Source organism: Brevibacterium salitolerans, from assembly GCF_039531405.1.
Taxonomy (GTDB): Bacteria; Actinomycetota; Actinomycetes; order Actinomycetales; family Brevibacteriaceae; genus Brevibacterium; species Brevibacterium salitolerans.
Genome location: NZ_BAAAPZ010000017.1, coordinates 272,182 through 293,011, shown reverse-complemented (window position 1 = coordinate 293,011; position 20,830 = coordinate 272,182). Strand labels below are relative to the sequence as shown.

General features: G+C 70.8%; 18 protein-coding genes. 12 read left to right on the top strand and 6 right to left on the bottom strand.

What is annotated here, in order from left to right; translation table 11 throughout:
* Positions 1-7 precede the first annotated feature (7 nt).
* The gene (locus ABD240_RS14535) at positions 8-1,375 is read left to right on the top strand and encodes a sodium/glutamate symporter (protein ID WP_344338029.1); all 1,368 of its coding nucleotides are present in this window, start codon (positions 8-10) and stop codon (positions 1,373-1,375) included.
* Positions 1,376-1,548: 173 nt separating this feature from the next.
* Positions 1,549-2,754 carry a Fic family protein gene (locus ABD240_RS14530; RefSeq protein ID WP_344338027.1) on the top strand — a complete coding sequence of 402 codons (1,206 nt, stop codon included), beginning with the start codon at positions 1,549-1,551 and terminating at the stop codon, positions 2,752-2,754.
* Positions 2,755-2,795: 41 nt separating this feature from the next.
* Here ABD240_RS14530 and ABD240_RS14525 read toward each other — a convergent pair whose 3' ends face one another.
* Positions 2,796-3,806 carry a DUF4349 domain-containing protein gene (locus tag ABD240_RS14525; RefSeq protein ID WP_344338026.1) on the bottom strand — a complete coding sequence of 337 codons (1,011 nt, stop codon included), beginning with the start codon at positions 3,804-3,806 and terminating at the stop codon, positions 2,796-2,798.
* A gap of 133 nt (positions 3,807-3,939) precedes the next feature.
* Here ABD240_RS14525 and ABD240_RS14520 point away from each other — a divergent pair, with 133 nt between their 5' ends.
* The 4 genes from ABD240_RS14520 (at position 3,940) to ABD240_RS14505 (ending at position 8,552) form a co-directional block, all read left to right on the top strand.
* The gene (locus ABD240_RS14520) at positions 3,940-4,797 is read left to right on the top strand and encodes a MurR/RpiR family transcriptional regulator (protein ID WP_291794486.1); all 858 of its coding nucleotides are present in this window, start codon (positions 3,940-3,942) and stop codon (positions 4,795-4,797) included.
* 132 nt (positions 4,798-4,929) lie between these two features.
* Positions 4,930-6,228: a type I glutamate--ammonia ligase gene (locus ABD240_RS14515; protein ID WP_344338025.1), complete on the top strand. Its 1,299-nt coding sequence runs from the start codon at positions 4,930-4,932 to the stop codon at positions 6,226-6,228.
* Positions 6,218-7,384, top strand: a complete 1,167-nt coding sequence (locus ABD240_RS14510) for an amidohydrolase family protein (RefSeq protein WP_291794482.1) — start codon at positions 6,218-6,220, stop codon at positions 7,382-7,384. Before ABD240_RS14515 ends, ABD240_RS14510 begins: the two co-directional genes overlap by 11 nt.
* A 13-nt stretch (positions 7,385-7,397) precedes the next feature.
* Positions 7,398-8,552 carry a M20 metallopeptidase family protein gene (locus ABD240_RS14505; protein WP_344338024.1) on the top strand — a complete coding sequence of 385 codons (1,155 nt, stop codon included), beginning with the start codon at positions 7,398-7,400 and terminating at the stop codon, positions 8,550-8,552.
* Between the two features lie 16 nt (positions 8,553-8,568).
* Here ABD240_RS14505 and ABD240_RS14500 read toward each other — a convergent pair whose 3' ends face one another.
* The 3 genes from ABD240_RS14500 to mobA all read right to left on the bottom strand — a co-directional run bounded on the left by ABD240_RS14500 (position 8,569) and on the right by mobA (position 12,459).
* Positions 8,569-9,882, bottom strand: a complete 1,314-nt coding sequence (locus ABD240_RS14500) for an aspartate aminotransferase family protein (RefSeq protein ID WP_344338023.1) — start codon at positions 9,880-9,882, stop codon at positions 8,569-8,571.
* Positions 9,879-11,348 (bottom strand): APC family permease, encoded by a 1,470-nt coding sequence (locus ABD240_RS14495; protein ID WP_344338022.1) that lies wholly within the window; start codon positions 11,346-11,348, stop codon positions 9,879-9,881. Before ABD240_RS14495 ends, ABD240_RS14500 begins: the two co-directional genes overlap by 4 nt.
* A gap of 259 nt (positions 11,349-11,607) precedes the next feature.
* On the bottom strand, positions 11,608-12,459 hold the full coding sequence (gene mobA, locus ABD240_RS14490; protein WP_344338021.1) for a molybdenum cofactor guanylyltransferase: 852 nt from the start codon (positions 12,457-12,459) through the stop codon (positions 11,608-11,610).
* A 140-nt stretch (positions 12,460-12,599) separates the two neighbouring features.
* Here mobA and ABD240_RS14485 point away from each other — a divergent pair, with 140 nt between their 5' ends.
* The 6 genes from ABD240_RS14485 to ABD240_RS14460 all read left to right on the top strand — a co-directional run bounded on the left by ABD240_RS14485 (position 12,600) and on the right by ABD240_RS14460 (position 18,847).
* The gene (locus ABD240_RS14485) at positions 12,600-13,934 is read left to right on the top strand and encodes an MFS transporter (protein ID WP_291795981.1); all 1,335 of its coding nucleotides are present in this window, start codon (positions 12,600-12,602) and stop codon (positions 13,932-13,934) included.
* Positions 13,935-14,127: 193 nt separating this feature from the next.
* Positions 14,128-14,751 (top strand): cyclic pyranopterin monophosphate synthase MoaC, encoded by a 624-nt coding sequence (gene moaC / locus ABD240_RS14480; RefSeq protein ID WP_344338020.1) that lies wholly within the window; start codon positions 14,128-14,130, stop codon positions 14,749-14,751.
* Positions 14,748-15,848 (top strand): molybdenum cofactor biosynthesis protein MoaE, encoded by a 1,101-nt coding sequence (locus tag ABD240_RS14475; RefSeq protein WP_291795984.1) that lies wholly within the window; start codon positions 14,748-14,750, stop codon positions 15,846-15,848. The genes moaC and ABD240_RS14475 overlap by 4 nt, the downstream gene beginning before the upstream one ends.
* Positions 15,849-15,886: 38 nt before the next feature.
* A complete protein-coding gene (locus tag ABD240_RS14470) occupies positions 15,887-17,053 on the top strand; it encodes a ThiF family adenylyltransferase (protein WP_425547034.1) in 1,167 nt (388 codons plus the stop codon).
* Entirely contained in the window at positions 17,038-17,898 is an 861-nt protein-coding gene (gene fdhD / locus ABD240_RS14465; protein ID WP_291795991.1) for a formate dehydrogenase accessory sulfurtransferase FdhD, read from the top strand. Before ABD240_RS14470 ends, fdhD begins: the two co-directional genes overlap by 16 nt.
* A 145-nt stretch (positions 17,899-18,043) precedes the next feature.
* Positions 18,044-18,847: a metal-dependent hydrolase gene (locus ABD240_RS14460; protein ID WP_291795994.1), complete on the top strand. Its 804-nt coding sequence runs from the start codon at positions 18,044-18,046 to the stop codon at positions 18,845-18,847.
* A 69-nt stretch (positions 18,848-18,916) separates the two neighbouring features.
* Here the strand turns inward: ABD240_RS14460 and ABD240_RS14455 are convergent, their stop codons facing one another.
* The gene (locus tag ABD240_RS14455; RefSeq protein WP_344338015.1) at positions 18,917-19,492 is read right to left on the bottom strand and encodes a TetR/AcrR family transcriptional regulator; all 576 of its coding nucleotides are present in this window, start codon (positions 19,490-19,492) and stop codon (positions 18,917-18,919) included.
* Complete coding sequence (locus ABD240_RS14450; RefSeq protein ID WP_344338013.1) at positions 19,485-20,753, bottom strand: glycosyltransferase; 1,269 nt, start codon at positions 20,751-20,753, stop codon at positions 19,485-19,487. Before ABD240_RS14450 ends, ABD240_RS14455 begins: the two co-directional genes overlap by 8 nt.
* Positions 20,754-20,830: the final 77 nt, after the last annotated feature.

Sequence of the window (20,830 nt, the reverse complement as noted above, 5' to 3'; positions counted from 1 at the left end):
ACGATAGATGGAGACGAGTGAGTTCAGCCCCTGGGCCCTCCTGGTCGATGCCGGAATGATCGGCGCACTGCTGGCGGTGGGGACCATCCTCCGCGCCCGGGTCAGATTCCTGCAGTCGATGATGATCCCGGCGGGAGTCATCGCCGGCTTCGCCGCACTCCTCCTGGGACCCAATGTGCTGGGCTGGCTGCCGTTCTCCGACCAGCTGGGAACCTACACCTCGCTGCTCATCGTCTTCGTCTTCGCCTGTCTGGCGCTCTCCAGCGACTTCAACATCCTCAAGATCGGTCGGAACGTCGCCGGCTTCGCCAGCTACGGTGTGCTCATCTACGCGGCCCAGACCGCGATCGGCATGCTTCTGGTCCTCGCTCTCCTCGGGCCTCTGCTGGGCGCGCCGGACCACACGGGCCTCCTGCTGTTCGCGGGCTGGGCCGGAGGATTCGGCTCCGCCGCGGCACTCGGCACGGCCTTCGCGGACGCGGGAGACCCCACGGTGCAGTCGCTCGCGTTCACCTCGGCGACGGTGGGCCTCCTCGTGGGCGTCATCGGCGGGATCGTCCAGGCGAAGATCGGAGCCGCCCGAGGCCATGCCCAGGAGTTCGCGGGCGTGCAGCAGATCCCGGACGACCTCCGCACGGGTGTGCTCGACCAGCGCGAGGAGCGGCCGCCTATCGGTACGCACATGTTCTCTGGCGGCACCATCGAGTCCCTCACCTTCCAGGCGAGCATCATCGCTGCGGTCTCCGCTGCCGCCTACGGCGTGAACCAGGTGCTGGGCGAGCTGGTCCCGGCGGTCTCGTTCCCGCTCTTCTCCATCGCCTTCATCGTGGGCCTGGTGCTGCGCGGCCTGCTCGTCGCCACCCGCACCACCCGCTTCATCGACCGGGACTCCATGAACTCGATCTCCGGCCTCTCCACGGACCTGCTCATGGTCTGTGGCATCGCCTCCGTCGTCCCCAGCCTCGTCGCCGACAACTGGGTCGCCCTCGTCATCCTGTTCGTCGTGGGACTGGCGCTCTGCCTGTTCCTGGGCCAGTTCATCGCCCCGCGCGTGATGACGGACGGCTGGTTCGAGCGGCAGCTCTTCACCTGGGGATGGGCGACCGGCGCGGTCGCCACCGGCATGGCTCTCCTGCGGATCGTGGATCCCAAGCTCACGTCCCGCACCCTCGAGGACTTCTCCCTCGCCTACCTGCCCGTGGTGCCCGTGGAGGTGACCGCCGTGACCTTCGCACCGATCCTCGTCATCGCCGGAGCCTCCTGGGCGGTGGTGGGCATCTGGGGCGCGATCACCGTCGTGGCGCTCGTGGTTGCCGCGGTGATCGCCGCGACGAACAGGAAGGCGGGCGCTGCGGCTATGTCCGCGGGCGTGTAGCCGTTCCGCTTTGCGTGCGGTGACGGGGCGCGTCCTGCACACAGTTGCCGGCCACGACGCATCTCCACACACGTGGCTGTTGTGTGGAGATGCGGGGAAACACTTCCACACAAGTGGCAGTTGTGTGGAAATGTTGGGTGACATCTCCACACAACGGGCCGTGTCGTGGAGATGTGGACATCGCACGCTTGGGACCGGAGGCCAACGGGCGGCTGGTCGACATCGCCGGCCCTGGTGAGGAGCTGGACTCGGGGTGGAAGCACAAAGCATTCGTGCCTGCTCCGCTGGGCGCAGAAGTGCCGGAACTCAGTCCAGTGACGTTTCTGCAGGTGGCTGAGGCTCGAGCAGCGCTCGCAGCGCTGGACAGCACTGCCAAGCGTCTCCCCAACCCCGCGCTGCTGCGCACGCCTGCGCTGCAGCGCGAGGCTCAGAGCACTTCAGCTCTCGAGGGAACGTATGCGCCGCTGGGAGAGGTGCTGACTGCAGATGCCGGCGGACCGCGGTCGCTGGAGCTCACTGAGATCCTCAACTACGTGCACATGGCCAATGCGGCATTCGACGCATTGGCGGATGGCTACCCGCTGACCGTCACATTCCTGGCGGAGCTGCAGGGAATCCTCATGACGACGACGCCGCTGGAGGCCGTGTCCGGAACGATCCGAGACAGCCAGGTCGTGATCGGCATCCGAGAAGATGCTCCTGTCAGCGGTCATCGGATCCACGCGGCGGAGTTCGTGCCGGCTCCTCCGGGTCCCCTGCTCACAGATGGCATCGAAGACTTGGTCGCATGGATGCGCGACGATCATGCGGGCACCATCGATCCGGTCGTGGCTGCGGCGATGTCGCATTACCAGTTCGAGACGCTGCATCCCTTCCGTGACGGCAACGGGCGGGTGGGGCGACTGCTCATCGTGCTGCAGTTGACGATGACGGGTGCACTCTCGGAACCCACGCTGACTGTTTCGCCGTGGTTTGAAGCGCGCCGCAGGGAGTACTACGCGGCGCTGATGGCTGTCAGTGCTGCGGGGGACTGGGACAGCTACATCCGCTTCTTCGCCGCTGGTCTGGCGCAGGCAGCCAGCAGAACCCACACGCAGATGCTCGACCTCGTCGAGGTGCAGGCGCAACTGAGGGAGGAGGTGGTGACTGCCGGATTCCGCTCTCAGAATGCGCTGGCTGTGGTGGACATTGCAGTGGCGAACCCGACTTTCACCGTTGCAACCGTGAAGGACGAGCTTGCTCTGGCAGCGAGCGGTGCCTCTCGCATCGTCACGCAGTTGGTCGACCCGGGCATTCTGTCCGTAGTGGATCCAGGTGCGTACAGGAAGCGCTACTTCGCGCCGCGTGTCTTGGACGTTCTCTTGCGCGACTCGCGGTGAGGCGTGGATGCTCTGCGAAGCGGTGGCGGGCTGAGGGCCGTTCAGCCGCGCGGTCCTGGGCCCGTGGAGTCCTTCTCGCCTTCTGCGAGGCTCTCTGTTGCTTCCGCAGCGCTTCTGGCCTCGTCGTCCGTGTCCGGCCCGACCGTCGCTGCACCCGGCTGGTTCTGGGAGCCGGGGTTCTGGGAGCCGGGGCCTCGGCGGCGTGAGCGCTGGCGCTTGCGGAGCCAGCGGACGAACAGGTAGGCAGGAATGCCGAGCACTGCCAGCCACGGCAGGAACGCTGCGAGGACCACCACCAGTCCGCCTGCGGAGTGCAGCAGCGTGGTCCGCACATCGTTGAGCCAGCCGGTGAGTCCGCCCGAATCGTCCGCCCTCTCCGTTTCGCGCAGCTCGACCCGGAGGGTGGACATCGACACCTGGTCCTCCAGGTCCTTGCGCTGGGCGACGTACTCCTCCAGCTCACCCTGCCGTTCGCTCAGCGCCGCTTCCGCCTCGAGCAGATCGGCACTGGTGTCGGCCTCGGCCATGATGTCCTCCAGCCGCTCCGTGGAGATCTCCAGCGCATGGATGCGCGCATCGAGATCGCGGACGGCTCCGGTCACGTCCTCCGCATTCTGGCTCCGCTGCACCACCTCGCCGCTCTCGCTGACATCGGCCATCAGCTGCTCGAACGCCTCGGCGGGGACGCGCAGCGTGACCACCACGGTGGCTTCGCCGCCACGGTCGGTCCGTTCGTCACGGCTCTCCACGAAACCGCCGCGAGACTCACCGTGCCCGGCGATGTCGTCGGCCGCCTCGGCGGGATTCTCCGTGATCACCTGCATGTCACCCGTGGAGACGACCTGGCGGTCGCTCTCGGACTCCTCGGGTTCTGCGTCCTGCGCTCCGCCGCCCTGTGCGCCGCTGTCCTGCGCGCCGTCTGAGCCCGCTGCGCCTTCCGAGCCTGCGGAATACTCCGGCGCTCTCGCGTCTCCCGCCGATGGCGACGGGGAGGCGCAGCCGGCCAGAACGAGGCCGAGGCCGAGGGCGAAGGGAGCGATGATGCGTCTCATGTCCACAACCTAGGCCGGTGCGACCACGCGCAGGGCGGTCTCGCGTGGCAGGTCTGGAACGTCGGTTCACCGGCACACGCTCCCCGCCTGCCGTGCACCGTTCCTCTCCGCCCCCGCGTATATCATCGGAGTCATGCCCGCCCCGGACTCTCCCACACCCTCCATCCGTGCCCGCGTCCAGGAGTCCATGGCGGATCTGAGCAACGCGGAGCGCAAAGTGGCGCGCGCCCTCCTCGCGCGGTACCCGGGCGCCGGTCTCACCACGGTGGCGGCCCTCGCCCAGGAGGCCGGCGTGAGCGCTCCCACCGTCCTCCGGTTCGCCGCCCGCCTCGGCTGCTCCGGCTTCCCGGAACTGCAGCGGGCGCTGGTCGCCGAACTCAATGCGCTCGGCTCCCCGCTGCTGCAGTACGAGGCCAAACGCGGCATGGGGGCGGGCCCCGGGGTGCTGGAGAAGATGGGGGAGTCCTTCTCCTCGCTGCTCACCGCCTCCTATGCGGAGGTGCCGCCCTCGGAGTTCGCCGCCGTCGCCGCCCTCCTGGCGGATCCGTCCAAGCAGGTTCTCGTGGTGGGCGGACGCTTCTCCGGTCTGCTGGCCGAGTACCTGGTCCTCCATCTCCAGCTCCTCCGCGCCGGTGTGCAGATGCTGCCGCCGGAGGGCATCGCCCGGCGCGGGGCGGTGCTGGCGACCTCGCACAGCACCGTGCTCCTCGTCTTCGACTACCGGCGCTACACGGAGACCAGCCGCGAGCTCGCGCACGAGATGCACGCGCGCGGGGCGACCGTCTGCCTCATGACGGACAACTGGCTCTCGCCCATCGCCGAGTTCGCCGCGCACGTGCTCCCCGTCCACGTGGACAACGCCTCGCCCTTCGACTCGCTCGTGCCCGCGACCGCCGTGGCGGAGAGCCTGGTCGCCGGCGTGACGGAGATCCTCGGCGACGCCGGCATGGACAGGGTGGCGCAGTTCGAGGGACAGTCCGAGCTTCCCTGAGCCTCGCCGTGTAATGTTCGTTACAAGAACTGGCGCGAAGGTCTGCTCTGTAAGAACAGGGTGCGCACCGTCACGCCGCCCCGCCCAGTGCTGCGAGCCCGGCCCAGCACGTGCAGACCTCGGTGAGGAACCATGACCCTTCCAGCGCTGACCTTCATCGCCATCAACGACCTGGTCGGACACACACGAGGACGGTCGGTGCCGTCAGCGGAGACGACCAGAGCCCTCCGCCGAGGCGTGGGCTGGGTGCCGGCCAACCTCGCCATCAACTCGTTCGGCGAGATCGCGGAGGAGAACGTGTTCGGCGCCTCGGGCGATCTCCGGCTGATCCCGGACCTGACCACCGGGATCGACATCCCGGCCGGTCACGGCAGGCCCGATCTCCGCCTCCTCCTGGCCGAGCAGCGCCTGCCGGACGGCGGCGAATGGGGCGGCTGCCCGCGCACCTTCGCCCGCAGGGCGCTGGCGGACTTCACGGAGGCGACGGGCCTGGAGGTGGTGGCCTCCTTCGAACACGAGTTCACACTGCGGGACGCTCCGTCCACCTCTCCCTTCTCCCTGCGCCGCTTCCGGGAGGCGGAGCCGTTCGGCACCGAGCTCGTCGAACTTCTCGACACTGTGGGCCTCCAGCCGGAGAACTGGCTGCCGGAGTACGGTGCGCAGCAGTACGAGATCACCCTCGAACCGGCACCCGGTCTGGTCGCAGCGGACCGGGCCATCCTGGTGCGGGACCTCGTCCGCGATCTCGCCGCGCGCCACGAGCGCAGCGTCACCTTCGCTCCGCTCTCCGCCCCCGGCTCCGGCGGCAACGGGGTGCACGTCCACCTCTCGCTCCGCGATGCGCAGACGGGCGCCCCGGTCCTCTTCGATCCCTCCGCGCCCGCGCAGCTCTCCCGCGAGGGCCTCCGCTTCGCCGCCGGAGTGATCCGCCACGCGGGTGCGCTCACCGCCCTGAGCGCCAGCAGTCCGTCCTCGTACCAGCGGCTGGCCCCGCACACCTGGAGCGTGGGCGGTGCCTACCTCGCCGAGCACAATCGCGAGGCGCTGCTGCGCATCTGCCCCACCTCGGAGCTGGGCGGCGGGGATCCCCGGAGGCAGCTCAACCTCGAGTTCCGCGCCGCCGATGCCACCTCGAACCCCTGGATCGTCCTGGGCGCCCTGGTCCGCGCGGGCCTGGAGGGCTTCCAGCGCGACTACGAGTCCCCGGTCATCTGGCCGGAGGAGACCACCGAGGACCAGCTCGCGGAAGTGCCCCGCCTCCCCGCCAGCGTCGAGGAGGCGGTCGCGGCCCTCATGGCGGACGAGACCGCCGCAGGCTGGTTCCACCCGGACCTGCTCCGGACCTTCCTGGACATCCGTCGTTCCGAGACACTGGCCGTGCAGGGGCTCACCCCTGCCGAGATCTGCGCAAAGGTCGCCGATGCCTACTGATCCCTCTCTCCTCGCCGCCGCCATGGACGTTCCGCTCGTGGATCACCACGTCCACGGCCCACTCGCCCACGACGTGACCCGTCGCGAACTCGAGATGCTGCTGACCGAATCGGACCGGGAGATCCCCGCCGGCACCACCGTGTTCGACTCCCAGGTGGGCTTCGCCGTCCGCCAGCACTGCGCGCCCCTGCTGGGCCTGCCCGCCGGTGCGAGCCCGGAGGACTACCTCGCGCGGAGAAGCGAGCACACCGCAGCGCAGCTGGCGCACATCTTCCTCGAGCGTGCCGGGGTCTCCGACTGGGTGGTCGACACCGGGTTCGGCACGGACGCCATCTGGTCGCTGGAGCGCATGGACGCAGAGCTGAGCGGCCGCACGCATGAGATCGTCCGGCTCGAGGCCCTGCTGGAGGAGGTGGCGGCGGGCGCCTCGGCGGCGGATCTGCAGGAGCGGTTCGAGGCGGCGGTGAAGCACGCGGCTCAGCACGCCGCCGGCTGGAAGTCGATCATCGCCTACCGCTACGGCTTCGACTTCGACCCCGCCCGGCCCGGCGCCTGCGAGATCCGTGAGGCCGCGCAGCGGTGGCTCGGCGGCAGGTCCTCTGACGCGGAGGACGACGTCCCGCTCCGCGTCGACGACCCGGTCCTGCTGCGCTGGCTGCTCCACGTCGCCTGCGACACGGGGCTCCCCGTCCAGCTGCACTCCGGCTACGGTGATCCGGACCTCGACCTGCACCGCTGCGACCCGCTGCTGCTCACGAACTGGCTGCGCGAGGTGGAGCACACCGGCAGCAGCATCATGCTCCTGCACTGCTATCCCTTCCACCGCCACGCCGGCTATCTCGCCCAGGTGTTCCCGCACGTGTACTGCGACGTGGGGCTGGGGATCAACTACTCCGGTGCGGCCTGCCGCCAGATCGTCTCCGAGTCCATGGAGCTCACGCCCTTCAGCAAGCTCCTCTTCTCCTCCGATGCCTGGGGGCCGCCGGAGCTGCACTACCTGGGCTCGCTCCTGTGGCGCCGTGCGACGGCCGCCGTCATGAGCGAGTGGGTGGAGAACGGGGACTGGCCCGCGGCCGAGGCCGCGCGCATCCTGCGCATGGTGGGCCGTGACAACGCCGTGCGGGTGTACGGCCTGGAGGGCGTCCGTGCAGAGTGAGGACAGCCGTGCCGTGAGGCTCTGGAACGCGCTGGAGAATCACATTCCCGCCGCCGTGCGGCTGCGGCACGAGCTCCACCGCATGCCCGAGGTCTCCGGCGAGGAGTCACGCACCCGCGATGCCGTGGCCGCAGCCCTGCCCGAGGCCATGCGGGCCTCACGGACGGAGGTCGCGGAGACCGGGGCGGTGCTGCGCCTGGGCGGACCCGGCCGGGCCGTGGGCATCCGGGGTGAGCTCGACGCGCTGCCGGTCACGGAGACGACGGGGGTCGAGTGGCAGTCGCAGGTCCCGGGGGTCATGCACGCCTGTGGGCACGACGTGCACCTCGCCGCCCTCGTGGCGCTCGCACACGCCGTCGCCGAGGCCGGGGCCCCGGTCCCGCTGCTGGCCGTGCTCCAGCCCCGTGAGGAGACCTATCCCTCCGGCGCCGAGGACATCATGGCGTCGGGGGTGCTGGGCGCACAGGAGTGCGCGGCGATGATCGGCGCGCACCTCCAGCCGACTCTCGCCCGCGATGTGGTCGCCTGCGTTCCCGGCGGGGTGAACGCGGCCGCGGACGAGTTCGTCATCGAGGTCACCGGTTCGCCCGGTCATGCGGCGTACCCGCATCTGGCCGAGGATCCCGTGCTCGCGACGGCACAGGTGGTGGTTGCTCTGCAGACGGTGGTCAGCCGCCGGGTGGATCCCATGCGCGCGGCGGTGCTGGGCGTGTCCTCCATCGAGGCGGGCACGGCGGCGAACGTCATTCCCGGCACGGCACGCGTCTCCGGGACTCTGCGCGCACTCGACACCGAGACCCGAGCACTGCTGCGCAGGCAGCTCGAGGAGGTGGCGGTGGGGGTGGCCGCGGCACACGGCTGCCGCGCACAGGTGACGGTGACCTCGGGGGAGCCGGTGCTGGAGAACCACCCGGAACTCGCCGCGCTGGCGGGGAGGGAGCTGGCCGCGCGCGGCTTCGAGATCTCGGACACCCTGCGTTCGCTGGGTGCGGACGACTTCTCCTTCTACGGAGCGCAGGCCCCCTCGCTCATGATGTTCGTGGGGACGGGTGCGGCCGCGGGTCTGCACACCGCGGACTTCCTCCCCGGTGATGACGATGTGCGGCGGGTGGCGCAGGCGATGGCCGCCGGCTACCTCGCCGCGGCGGAGATGCTCCGGGAAGGCTGAGCGGGCGGAGCCCGTCTCACCACCCGCCGAACGCGGCCGCCGCGTCGCAGTCGACCTCTCCGGCCTCCACGTCCGTCAGCGCGGCGTCGAGGACATCGAGACCGTCCCGAAGCTGCCTCTCCGTGATGACCAGGGCGGGGGTCAGCTCGATGACATTCGAGTCCGGACCCACGGGGTAGGCGACGGCACCCAGCTCGAACGCGCGGCGCAGTGCGCCGGCGGTCTCCCGGCCGGCGGGACGCCCTCCCTCTGCGGCGGACGAACGAAGCTCTATCCCTGCGAGCAGTCCGCGGCTGCGGACGTCTGCGATGAGCGGGTGGCGCTCCCGGAGCTCCGTCAGCGCGGTTTCCAACACGGTGCCCAGAGCGGCGGCGTGCGCGAGGAGCCCATCCTCCTCGATCGCCCCGAGCACTGCCAGACCCGCTGCTGCGCAGACCGGGTTGCCCGCTGTCGTCAGCAGTGAGGCTCCGGGTGCCGAGTCCCAGACCGCGCGGGGTGCGAGCGCGGCGGAGAGGGGCATACCGCCGCCCAGGCCCTTGCCCAGGGTGACAACGTCTGCGGCCACGCCGTCGAAGCTGCTGGCCAGCAGGGATCCGGTTCGTCCCATACCGACCTTGACCTCGTCGACCATGAGCAGGGTGCCGGTGCGGTCGCAGGCCTCGCGCAGCCTCGGGAGGAAATCCGGTGCGGGGATGACGAGGCCGCCGTCGGCCATGATCGGCTCCACCACGATCGCCGCGAAGCGCCGGGACTCCAGCGCGGCCTCGGCGGCATTCGCGTCGCCGTACGGGACCTGTTCCACTCCGGGACCGAGCGGAACCCCGCCGGCCGCCGCGAACCCGGAGACGTGCTGCGCCGGGCCCAGCCCGCCGTGGTAGGAGTTCTCGAACACGAGGATGCCGGGTCGCTCCGGTCCCGCCCACGCGCGGATCGCCCGCAGCGCCGCGGAGTTCGCGTCGGAGCCGGCCAGGCCCAGGTGCACCGCACGTTCGGCATCCCTGCCGGGGACATCGGCGAGGAGGCGTTCGGCGAGTTCGACGCTGAGCGGGTTGGTCGAGGACAGCACGCCCACCCCGGGCATGCGTCTCACGGTGCGGGAGACGGCCTCGGTGACAGCGGGGTGTGCGTATCCCAGCACCGCGGCACCCCATCCCGCGGAGAGGTCGATGAGTTCTCGCCCGGACGGAGCCGTCATCGTCGCGCCTGCGGCGCGGTCGACCTCGAGCGGGAAGAACCGCAGATGCTCCGAGCAGGCGACGGCGGCGGAATCGCGTGTGTACAGATCCGGGTGGGGGAATCCGGCACCGGTCAGGGCGTTGCGGCTCGTCATTCCAGCTCCTCCTGCGTGAGGCGGGCGCCGATGCGCTCCGCCAGCGCCGGGCGGGCGAGGACGATGACGAGGCCGATGAGGCACCATGCCCCGGCCATCCACGGGAACCAGGTGTAGGGCGCCTCCTGGCCGATCACCTGCACCACGTACACGAACACGAGGTAGACGAGACCGAGCACGGGGAAGACGAGCTCCCAGTACGGGATGCGGCGGCCGGAGTTGAGCACGAATCGGATCACCCCCACGGACGTCATCCCGTACGCCACCACCATGCAGAGCGTGGCGATGGTCGCATACCAGTAGTAGACGTCCACGGATGTGGCCCCCAGCACGCCGGTGCCGCAGGCGAGCACGACGGTGGTGACGACGACGAAGAGAACGGCGGGTCCCGGGACGCCCGTGCGGGGGTGGGTGCGCGCGAAGGCCTTGGGCCCGAACCCGTCGCGGGCGAGCGCGAAGAGCAGTCGCGATGCCGCCGCGGTGGAGGACAGCAGCGAGGCGAACGCCACGAGGAAGGCGATGACGGAGATGAGCACCGCGAACCACGAGCCGATGTACGTGGACGAGAGCGCAGTGAGCGTGGAGGAGGCGCCGGCGAAGGCCGCGACGCCGGCCTCGTCCGTGCCGAAGCCGATGGTCTGGGCGAACATGACGAACGTGTAGAGGATCCCGGCGAGGACCACCGCGCCCAGGAGTGCGCGGGGGATGGTCCGCTTGGGCTCACGCGCGTCCTCGGAGAGGGAGGTGCCCGATTCGAATCCCGCCCAGGAGAGGAAGCCGAACACGGAGGCCGTCATGATCGCGGAGACCGGCGCGTCGCCCGGGAGCAGGGTGGAGAGGTCGACTCCCGTGGACACCGGGGCGGAGCCCGAGGCGACGCGGACGATGATGACCACGCCCAGGACCACCATCGCGAGCACGCCCACCAGCCCGATCGCCAGCAGCGTCCGCGCCGTCACCGTGGACTCGCGCAGGTTGAGCCACAGGACGAACACCGCGACGACGAGGGGGATGAGGACCCAGAGGGAGTCGGCGAACGGGAGGCCCAGCTCCGCCGCCATCGCCTGGAAGAACACCGCACAGGCACCGGCGATGCACGCGGCGAAGAAGAGGTAGGTGCCCAGGAGCGCGAACCCTCCGAAGAATCCCGCCCGAGGTCCCATGGTGGTGCCGGAGAGCGCGTAGACGGAGCCCGCATGGGTGACGAAGCCGGTGAGCCGGATGAAGGCGTAGGCCACGAACATCGTGCCGAGGAAGGAGACGAGAAAGGTGAAGGGCACGGACGTGCCGGTGAGGTCCGCAACGCCGATCCCGTTGAGGCTCATCGCCATGACGGGACCCATGAAGCCCACGGAGATCGCGGCGACCTCCGGCGTGCGGAGCCTGCCGCGGGAGGCGGGGGACGTCTGCGCGGAGGGGGACGACTGCGCGGCCGCGGCGGGAGGGGTGGAGGGCGAGTCTGCCATCGGACCGGTCTTTCCGCAGCCACGGTGGCGGGTGAGGTCCATCGGCGCCTCATCCGGCATCGACGGTTCCCGCGGACTGCTGGGGCGGAGAACAAGGAGATGTAATGCACATTACATCTCGACGGCAGAAAGCGGAATATGTGTCTCATGGTAGAAGGGGGCGGCCGCAGATGGGCGCAGAGCGGTGTTTCCACAGCCGCGAGGCCTCGACCGTTCGCAGTCTTCGACCGTGTGTGCCCGTGTGCGCATGGCAGCTGCGTCAAAGGGTGCGAGGGGCCTGCGGGTGCTCCGGAGGGGGAGCCGGTGGCCGGACGGCGGGAACGAACCGGCCTGCGGCATCGCGCGTGAGCAGACCCTCGCGCTGGACGTCGTCCCAGGTGTCGACGTCGCGGATGGCGGCCTCGGGCACGTCGACCGTGGTCATCCGCAGTCGCTGGGTCAGCGCACGGACCGGGGCATCCGCAAAGGCGTCCGCAGGTCCTGCGGTGACCGCATGGAGAGCTGCGGTCCGCACGGCGCTCACCAGCGGCTGCGGGCGGTCCGTGAAGGCGACGAGCATGTCGCGGGGCCCGTCGCCCGGGGTGGTCTGAGCATTCCCACCGGCTCCGTTCTCGCCGGCTCTGCGCGACTGTCCGGCCTCACGCGGCTGCCCGTGCAGGTCTCGTCCACTCGGCGCAGCCTCGGGTGCAGGGGAGCCCGGCAACCCTTCGCGCAGCAGTGCGGCGAGGGCCGCGGCAGGGTCGGCGAGGTCACAGGAGAGGAGGAGTGTCCACGCGGGAGGACCCGCATGGGCGACGGTGTGGGGCTCCGCACGCGTGCCGACGGGTCCAGCCTCGCGCAAGGCCCTCGCGCCTGCCGCGATCGCCGCCGCCGGTCCTGAGAAGCGCGGCCGCTCCTGCACCAGACGCACGGACCGGGGGAGCTGGGAGGCGAGCTCCTCCGGGCCCACGACGACCACGGCCTCGGGCGCGGTGCCCCTCTCCAGCACGGCGTCCACCACCCGCCGCACCAGAGGCACCCGCTGCCCGGTGAAGAGCAGGGCCTTGGGCACCCCGCCCAGCCGGGAGGAGCGTCCACCGGCCAGGACGATGGCGGAGCCTGGAGCGTTCATGCCCCGGATGCTACCGGGGTGCCCATCTCGCCATGAGAACGCACTGCAGCCGGTCGCGGCCGATCCGGGAGAATGACGCGGCGCCGTGCAGGACGGCGCCCCTGCACACCCCGCAGCGCGCACCGAACAGGGGAGAGCCCATGAGTTCCTCGACAGCGACGGACACGCACGATCCCGCGTCCGCTCACACCACTTCGCCCCGTGAGATGCGCAAGATCGCAGGTGCCAGCGCGATCGGCACGGGCGTGGAGCTCTACGACTTCCTCATCTTCGGCCTCGCCGCCGGCCTGGTGTTCCCGCAGCTGTTCTTCCCGGAGTCCGACCCGCTGGTGGGCACCCTCCTGTCGTTCATGACCTTCGGCGCGGGCTTCCTCGCCCGGCCGCTGGGCGGCATCGCATTCGGCCACTTCGGTGATCGCTTCTCCCGCAAGACCATGCTGGTGATCTCCCTGGTGGCGACCGGCGCGGCCACGGTGGCGATCGGCCTCCTGCCCACCTACGACACCGTGGGCATCCTCGCTCCCATCCTGCTCGTCTCGATGCGGATCGCCCAGGGATTCTTCATGGGCGGCGAGCAGTCCGGGGCCTTCCTCATGGTCACGGAGCACGCACCTGCCGGGCGCAAGGCCTTCTACGGCTCCTTCGTCACCTCCGGCTCACCCATCGGCAGCATCCTCGGGATCGGCTTCTTCAACCTCGTCGCGGTCCTCACCGGTGACCAGTTCGTCGAATGGGGCTGGCGGATCCCGTTCCTCGCCTCCGCGATCCTCATCGCGATCGGCATCTACGTGCGCCTGGGCATCTCCGAGAGCCCCGTCTTCGCCCAGATGGCCAAGAGCGCGAACGTCGCGAGGATCCCGCTGGTGGGTGTACTCTCCACCGCGCTGCCGCTCGTGCTCGGCGGGGTGCTGGTGAACATGGGCTTCAACACCTTCATCTTCATCGTCAACTCGTTCTCCACCTCCTACGGCACGCAGGCCCTGGGCATGGACCGCAACACCCTGCTGCTCTCCAGCCTCACCGGTTCCGTGGGCATGCTCATCGCCGTGTTCGTCGCCGGCTGGCTGGCGGACAGGTGCGGCCTGATCCGTGTGATGGTCGCAGGCGCGGCGTTCCAGATGCTCTGGGCGTTCCCCTTCTTCTGGCTCTTCGACACCGCTGTGCCGGTCCTGCTCTACGTGGCGATGATCTTCGCCTACATCGGGCTCAGCTTCGTGTTCGGTCCCATGGCCGCCTACTACGTGAGCCTCTTCCGGCCGGAGTACCGCTACTCCGGCGTCGCCCTGTCCTACAACCTGGGTGCCGTGCTGGGCGGCGGGCTCTCTCCCACCATCGCCACCGCCCTGCTGGGCCGGTTCGACTCCAGTACGGCGATCTCCGCCTATGTGGCGCTGGGCGGGCTGCTCTCCATCGTGGGCCTGCTGCTGACGGCGCGTCAGGTGCGGCGCGCCTCGACGGCGACGCTGGGAGACTGACAGCCGGCCCGGTTCCCTGCCGGGCTGCGGCGGCAGGAGGCTGACGTCCGGGCCGCGCCCGAGGCCGACTCCGGTGCCCGTGCCGCGCCGGCTCCGCGCCCACTACCATGGCGGGAGGCGCGGCAGCCGTGCGCGGTGACCGCCGTGCGCAGGCGCTGACACCGCGCAGCACACACGGATGTAAGGCGGAAGAGTGAGCACTTCAGGACACAGCGACGCACGCCTGCACGGCGGCCTCACCCACGTGCGGGAGGACGGCTCCGCGCACATGGTCGATGTGAGTGAGAAGGCGGTCACCGCCCGCGTCGCCCGTGCCTATTCGCGCCTGCAGACCACGCCCGAGGTCGTGGCACAGGTCTTCGACGGCTCGCTTCCCAAGGGGGACGCCGTGTCCGTCGCCCGGATCGCCGGCATCATGGCGGCGAAGAGGACCTCGGAGCTCATCCCGCTGTGCCATCCTCTGCCCGTCAGCACAGTGACCGTGGACATCCGGCCGGAGGCGGATGCGGGCCCAGGCGCTGCAGCGGGTCCGGAGGCGGGTTCTGAAACGGACTGCGGAACGGGCACCGAGGGCGACCAGGAGGCCCGCCCGGTGGGCGGTTCCAAGGAGAGCGGCGCTCCGTCGTCCATCCTCGTCGAGACGCTGGTGAAGACCACCGGTGTGACGGGCGTGGAGATGGAGGCGCTCACGGCGGCCTCGGTCGCCGCACTCACCCTCTACGACATGGTCAAGGCCCTGGACCGGGGCGCGGTCATCGCGGAGACCGGTGTGCGCTCCAAGTCCGGCGGCGCCAGCGGAGACTGGGTGCGGGTATGAGCGAGGAGCACCGCCCGCCGCACGCGCAGGTCTACACGCCCGGGGCACACCCGCCCAAGCGGGACCCGGACTTCGGCAGAGGCAGGCGTGCGGTCGTCATCGTCGCCTCGACCAGCTGCGCGGCGGGGGAGGCGGAGGACACCGCCGGTCCGGTCGCCGTGCGCTGGCTCCGGGGCCTCGGCTACGACTGCCCCGATCCGCTCGTCGTCCCCGACGGCGCACCCGTGGGCAGGGCGCTGGACCACCAGCTCACCGAGCTGCCGTGGGACGAGCGCCCTCGCATCATCGTCACGAGCGGCGGCACCGGCCTCAATCCGGATGACGCGACCCCGCAGCTCACCTCCGCCCGGCTGGACTACGAGGTGCCGGGCATCATGCACGCCATCTGGGAGTACGGCCTCAAGAAGCTCGACTACGCCGTCATGAGCCGGGGCGTGGCCGGCGTCCGCGACCGGACCTTCGTGGTGAATCTGCCCGGCTCCCGCGGCGGGGTGAAGGACGGGATCACCGTCCTGGACACACTCATCCACCACGTACAGGCCCAGATCGAGGACCTGCGCGACCATCCGGACGCGCGCCGGCAGCCTGCAGGCGCCTCCGGCCTGTCCCTCACCCGGGACGCGGCTCACGCCCTGGACGCCGCTCCCACCCAGGACCCTCCCGGCGCGGTGCCCGGCGAGGTCGTCCATGCCGAGGTCACCACCCGTGTGCTCTCCGCGACCGCCGCCGAGGCCGCGGTCGTCACCCGCGCCACCGGTGCCTCGGTCGTGTTCACGGGTCTCATCCGCGACCACGACTCCGGCCGGTCCGGGGTGACGGGCCTGGACTACACGGCGCACCCGGATGCGCAGGACGCTCTTGCCCGCACGGCTGAGGAGATCGCGCGTGCTCATCCCGGAGTGCGGATCTGGGCGGCGCACCGGATCGGGCGGCTGGAGATCGGGGATGCGGCGCTGGTGGCGGCCTGTGCCAGTGCGCACCGGGCCGAGGCCTTCGCAGCGGCCTCGGACCTCGTGGATGCGATCAAGGAGTCCGTGCCCATCTGGAAGCAGCAGTTCTATGCCGACGGCAGCCACGAGTGGTCGGGGATCCGGTGACTTCTCCGGATACAGGCACCGGGCGCTATGACCGGCAGATGCGTGTGCCCGGCGTGGGAGCTGAGGGCCAGCATCGGTTGAGCCGGGCGCGTGTGCTGTTCATCGGCGCCGGCGGGCTGGGTGCGCCTGCCGCTCTGTACTTGGCCGGTGCCGGTGTGGGCACGCTGGGGATCGTCGACGACGACGTCGTGGACCTCAGCAACCTGCACAGGCAGATCGTCCACACGACGGCGGCGGTGGGCGAGCCCAAGACGGAATCGGCGCGGCGGACGCTGCAGGCCCTCAACCCGGACGTCACCGTCGAATGCCTCACCACCCGTCTCACTGCGGGCAATGCCGTGGACCTGCTGCGGGGCTGGGACATGGTGCTCGACGGCTCCGACGACTTCGCCACCCGCTATCTCGTCTCCGACGCGGCCGCCGTCCTCGGCATCCCCCACGTGTGGGCCTCCGTCATGGCCTCCGGCGGACAGCTGAGCGTCTTCGATGCGGCGCGCGGTCCCGTCTACCGCGACCTCTTCCCGGTCATGCCCGCGCCGGGCAGCGTGCCCTCCTGCGCGCAGGCCGGCGTGCTCCCCGTGGTGCCCGGGATCCTGGGTGTGGCGATGGCGGCGGAGGCGCTCAAGCTCGCCCTGGGCCTGAGCTCGCCCCTGGTGGGGCGGGTCGCGATCTACGACATGCTCACCGCGGAGTGGGACCAGGTGCCGGTGCAGGCGCACCCGCAGGTGAAGCGCCCCTCCACCGCCGCCGAGGTGGGCGCGGGGCTCCCTCCCACGGTCACGGTGGAGGAGCTGGCGGACGTGCTGGGGCAGGCTGGTGCGCTCGCCCGGGCCGGCGCATCGGAGGACAGGGGCTCCCTGCTTTCCGTGCTCGACGTCCGCACAGCGGCCGAGCGCGCTGCCGGCACCGTGCCGGGTTCCGTGCACGTGCCGGTGGAGGAGATCGAGGAGGATCCGCTGAGAGTGCTGGACGGCCTCGGGGGTGGTGCGGGGACCGTCTACGTGTTCTGTGCCTCTGGGGCGCGTTCGGCGCGGGCCGCCCATGCCCTGCGCCGGGCGGGGGCCGAGGCCGTCGACGTGCTGGGCGGATATGAGGCGTGGGAGCGGCGGATCGGCGACGGGCGCGGTCCGGCGGAGAAGCAGACCGGCAGACAGCAGACCAGTGAGCAGGAGACACCAGGAGGCGGGGAATGGCGACACGGCTGACGGTGCGGACGCGGGCGCACCGCTTCGACGCGGACGGGCTGGTGCGCTCCCGCGCGGACAAGCTGGCCGGCGAGGAGCCGTTGGAGGTCCGTCTGGACGGGGAGCAGTTCACCGTCACGATGCGCACACCGGGCAGCGACGTGGAGCTGGTGATGGGATTCCTGCTCACGGAGGGCGTCATCACCCACCGGGACCAGGTGAGGGAGATCGACTTCTCCTCCGGCCTCAACCCCGACGGCAGCCGCAACCTCAACGTGGCGAGCGTGTTGCTGGAACCCGGGACCTGGGATCCGGCGAGCTACCGGCAGAGGCAGGTCTACACCTCGAGCGCGTGCGGGATCTGCGGCACCGCGTCCATCGAGGCGGTGCAGAAGGTCTCGCGGTATCCGCTGGCCCGCCCCCGTCCCCTCGTGACCCCGGCGACGCTGCTGGGGCTGCCGGATGCGCTGCGCGCGGAGCAGGCGCTGTTCGACGCGACCGGGGGAGTGCACGCGGCCGGGCTCTTCCGGGTGAGCGACCGCCCCGGTGCGGAGGCACAGGAGAGCGAGCTGCTGTGCCTGCGTGAGGACGTCGGACGGCACAACGCCGTGGACAAGGTGCTCGGATGGGCGCTGGGGGAGGACCGCCTGCCCCTGGGGGACACGGTGCTGCAGGTCTCCGGCCGCGCGAGCTTCGAGCTGGTGCAGAAGGCGGCGATGGCCGGCGTGCCGGTGCTCTCCGCCGTGAGCGCACCGTCCTCTCTGGCGGTGGACCTCGGGCAGCAGCTGGGGCTCACGGTAGTGGGCTTCAACCGGGGCAGGACGTTCAATGCCTACTCCGCGGTGGAGCGGATCCGGGAGCAGTAGTCCGGACGGCGGCCGAACAGGCCGTGCCTGCCTCACGTGCAGAGGAACAGTCGGCTCGGACCCTCGCTGCCGCGTCCGTGCCTCCGGATAGCCTGACGTCCTTCTCTCTTCCCTGTCTCACAGACCAGAAGGACACGCCACCACCATGATGGGTGCACACCACGCCTCCACCGGCGCTGCCGCCGGAATCGCCGTCGCCGGGAGCTCTGCCCTGGCACTCGGCCTCCTGCCGGGGATCTCGATCTCCGAGGTCGCCGCGGTCACGCTCATGACCGCCGGTGCCGCGCTGCTGCCGGATGCAGATCACCACAACGGCTCCATCGCCAACTCCCTGCCGGGATTCGGCCCGTTCCCCGGACTCAGCGAGGTGCTGTGCCGGGTGATCTCGCGCCTCTCCGGAGGGCACCGGCGAGGCACGCACTCGCTCGTGGGGATTGCGGTCTTCGTGGCCCTCACCTGGGCAGTCGGCAGAATCGTGGTGCCGGTGGGAGGCATGGAGGTGGCACTGGGGGCGGGCATCCTCGGCGTCGTCCTCGCCGCCTTCGCCTTCGACGCGCTGAAGATCTCACGCCTGGGCCGCATCTGGCCATGGGCACTGGCGCTGGCCGCAGGCGTCTACCTGGCGCTCGCATTCCCCACTGCCGGGTGGGTGCTTCCGCTGTCCGTGGGGCTGGGCTGCGCCATCCACATCCTGGGTGACATGCTCACGACAGGGGGAGTGCCGCTGCTGTGGCCCCTCGTCGTCAGGCCGCCGCGGTGGGTTACCGGGATTCCCGGCATCCGGCGCATCTGGCGCCGATCCGGCCTGTTCTCCGTCCCGGTGCTGGGCAACACCGGTTCCGCACGGGAATGGGTGCTGGGTTCGCTCGTGGGGCTCTACGTGGTCCTCGCCTGCCTCGCAGAGGCGCAGGTGACCGGCTCAGACCTCTGGAGCGCGCTCGCCGGCTGAGGGCGCGCTCGCGGGCACACGGTGCGGGGGTGTGGCACGGACGCGGGAGCCGGCTGCTCAGGCCTGCCCTCACATTGCCAGGACGCCGGCGACGGCGGCGACGACGACCCGTGCGGTCGCCGTGTCGGTGAGTTCCACTGCGCCGTCCGGTTCCTCCGCACGTGCCTCGGACTCACGGCGCCACCGGGCGGCACTCGTCACCAGGGAGAACAGCACGGCCATCGCCGCTTCCCCGTTCCTCTCTCCGCCGGGGTGCGGTCTCATGACGGCGAGCACGTGGTCGACGGCGGCCCGCGTCTGCGGTCCGGGCACCCGCTGCCCCGGTGCGAGGGACAGCCACGGGTGTGAGGCATGGACAGCGAGGAGCTCCCTCACGAAGGTCAGCAGGTCCGCTTCCGGGGAGGCGGTGAGCGGCCGGCGCCTCACCTCGCCGAGCGCGTGGTCGACCATCGCCTCCAGCAGTGTGTCGCGCCGGCGGAAGTGGCGGTAGAGCGCCGCGGGAGCGCACTCCACACGATCGGCGACCTGTCGCATGGTCACGCTGGGCAGCCCCGCCTCATCGGCCAGCCTCACCGCGGCTTCCACGATCCGCGCACGGTCCAGGCGGGGTGGGCGGCCCGTCCGTCTGCTCGCCGGTTCAGCCATCGAGCCCGTGCACCCACTCCCTGATCCGGGCGGTGCCGGGGGCCTGACCGCTGGAGGTCTGCGCTGCCGCTGCCCGCTCCGCATTCTCGAGCAGGCGGGCGCCCGCCTCCGCCCTGAGGCGGAAGGAGGCATCGCTCCGCAGGTGCGCAAGTGCACGGACGACGACATCCGGACTCATGGACCGCGCGCGCAGAGTCTCGCCGGCTGCGCCCAGGGTGATCAGCCTGCGGGCCCAGAAATGCTGGTCCGTGTGCAGGGGCACGGGTACCGAGGGCACTCCGGCGCGAAGGGACGCGGCCGTCACCCCGGCACCCGCCTGATGCACGACTGCGCTCACCCGCGGCAGGAGCCACTCGTGCGGCACATCGCCGGCGACGCAGACGCGGTCCTCCTCGGTTCGCAGGAGGTCGGACCCCAGGAGACGGTCCCAGCCCGAGCCCTGGAGCACGAAGCGCTGCGGCTCCCGCGAGACGGCCGCCGCGATCGCCTGGGCGGCCTGCGCGCCCACGGCCACGCTGCCCAGCGTCACGAGAACCGGGGCGGGCCCCGCCTCGAGGAATCGGCTCAGCTCCTGCGGCGGTGCCCAGTCGCGGGGCACGAGAGGCCACCAGCAGCCGTCCATCGTCGCCTGCGCAGGCCAGTCCCGCGGGCGGGGGAGGAGAACCTCGCTGATCCCGTGGTGGAGGGGCATGCCGGCGCGGAGGCGGCGCCGCTGAGCCGTCCGCCGGGGCTCCCGTGGCAGGCCAAGCTCGGAGCGGACCCAGTCCACCGCCGGATCGTAGGGGGCCGGCATCCTCCCCGCGAGTCTGCCCGCGAGCAGGTTGCCCAGGCCGCCCAGCCGGAGCGCCGAGGCCGTCATCGGCGGGTACTCACGGCTGGGAGGGGCGGGCTGCAGGTGCGTCTCGGCCGAGGGCGCTCCGAGTGCCTCTGCGATGTCGTGGCCGTAGGGCGCGATCGGATTGGTCAGCACGACCTCGGCGCCGGCAGAGGCGCCCAGCGCGGCCTCCGCGCCGGCCTGCATGTATCGGCGCAGCTGTGCCAGATGCGTGCGCACGCCTGCCGCGGCGTTCGTGGGCAGCACTGCCGGCTCCATCGGTTCCTGGAACGCTGCGTGCCGGCAGCCTGCGTCGGAGACGGCATCCGCGAAGTCGGCGTGGGCGACGATGGTGACGGAATGCCCCTCAGCGCTGAGATCCGCACCGATCCGCGCCGCCGGCGCGACGTCTCCCCGTGAGCCGGGTGCCAGGAGCAGGACCTGCATGGATCTCCTTTGTGAATGCTGTTCGCAAACTCTAGCAGGAGACTCACCCAGGGGCAGGGCCGGTGCGGCGTGAGAGG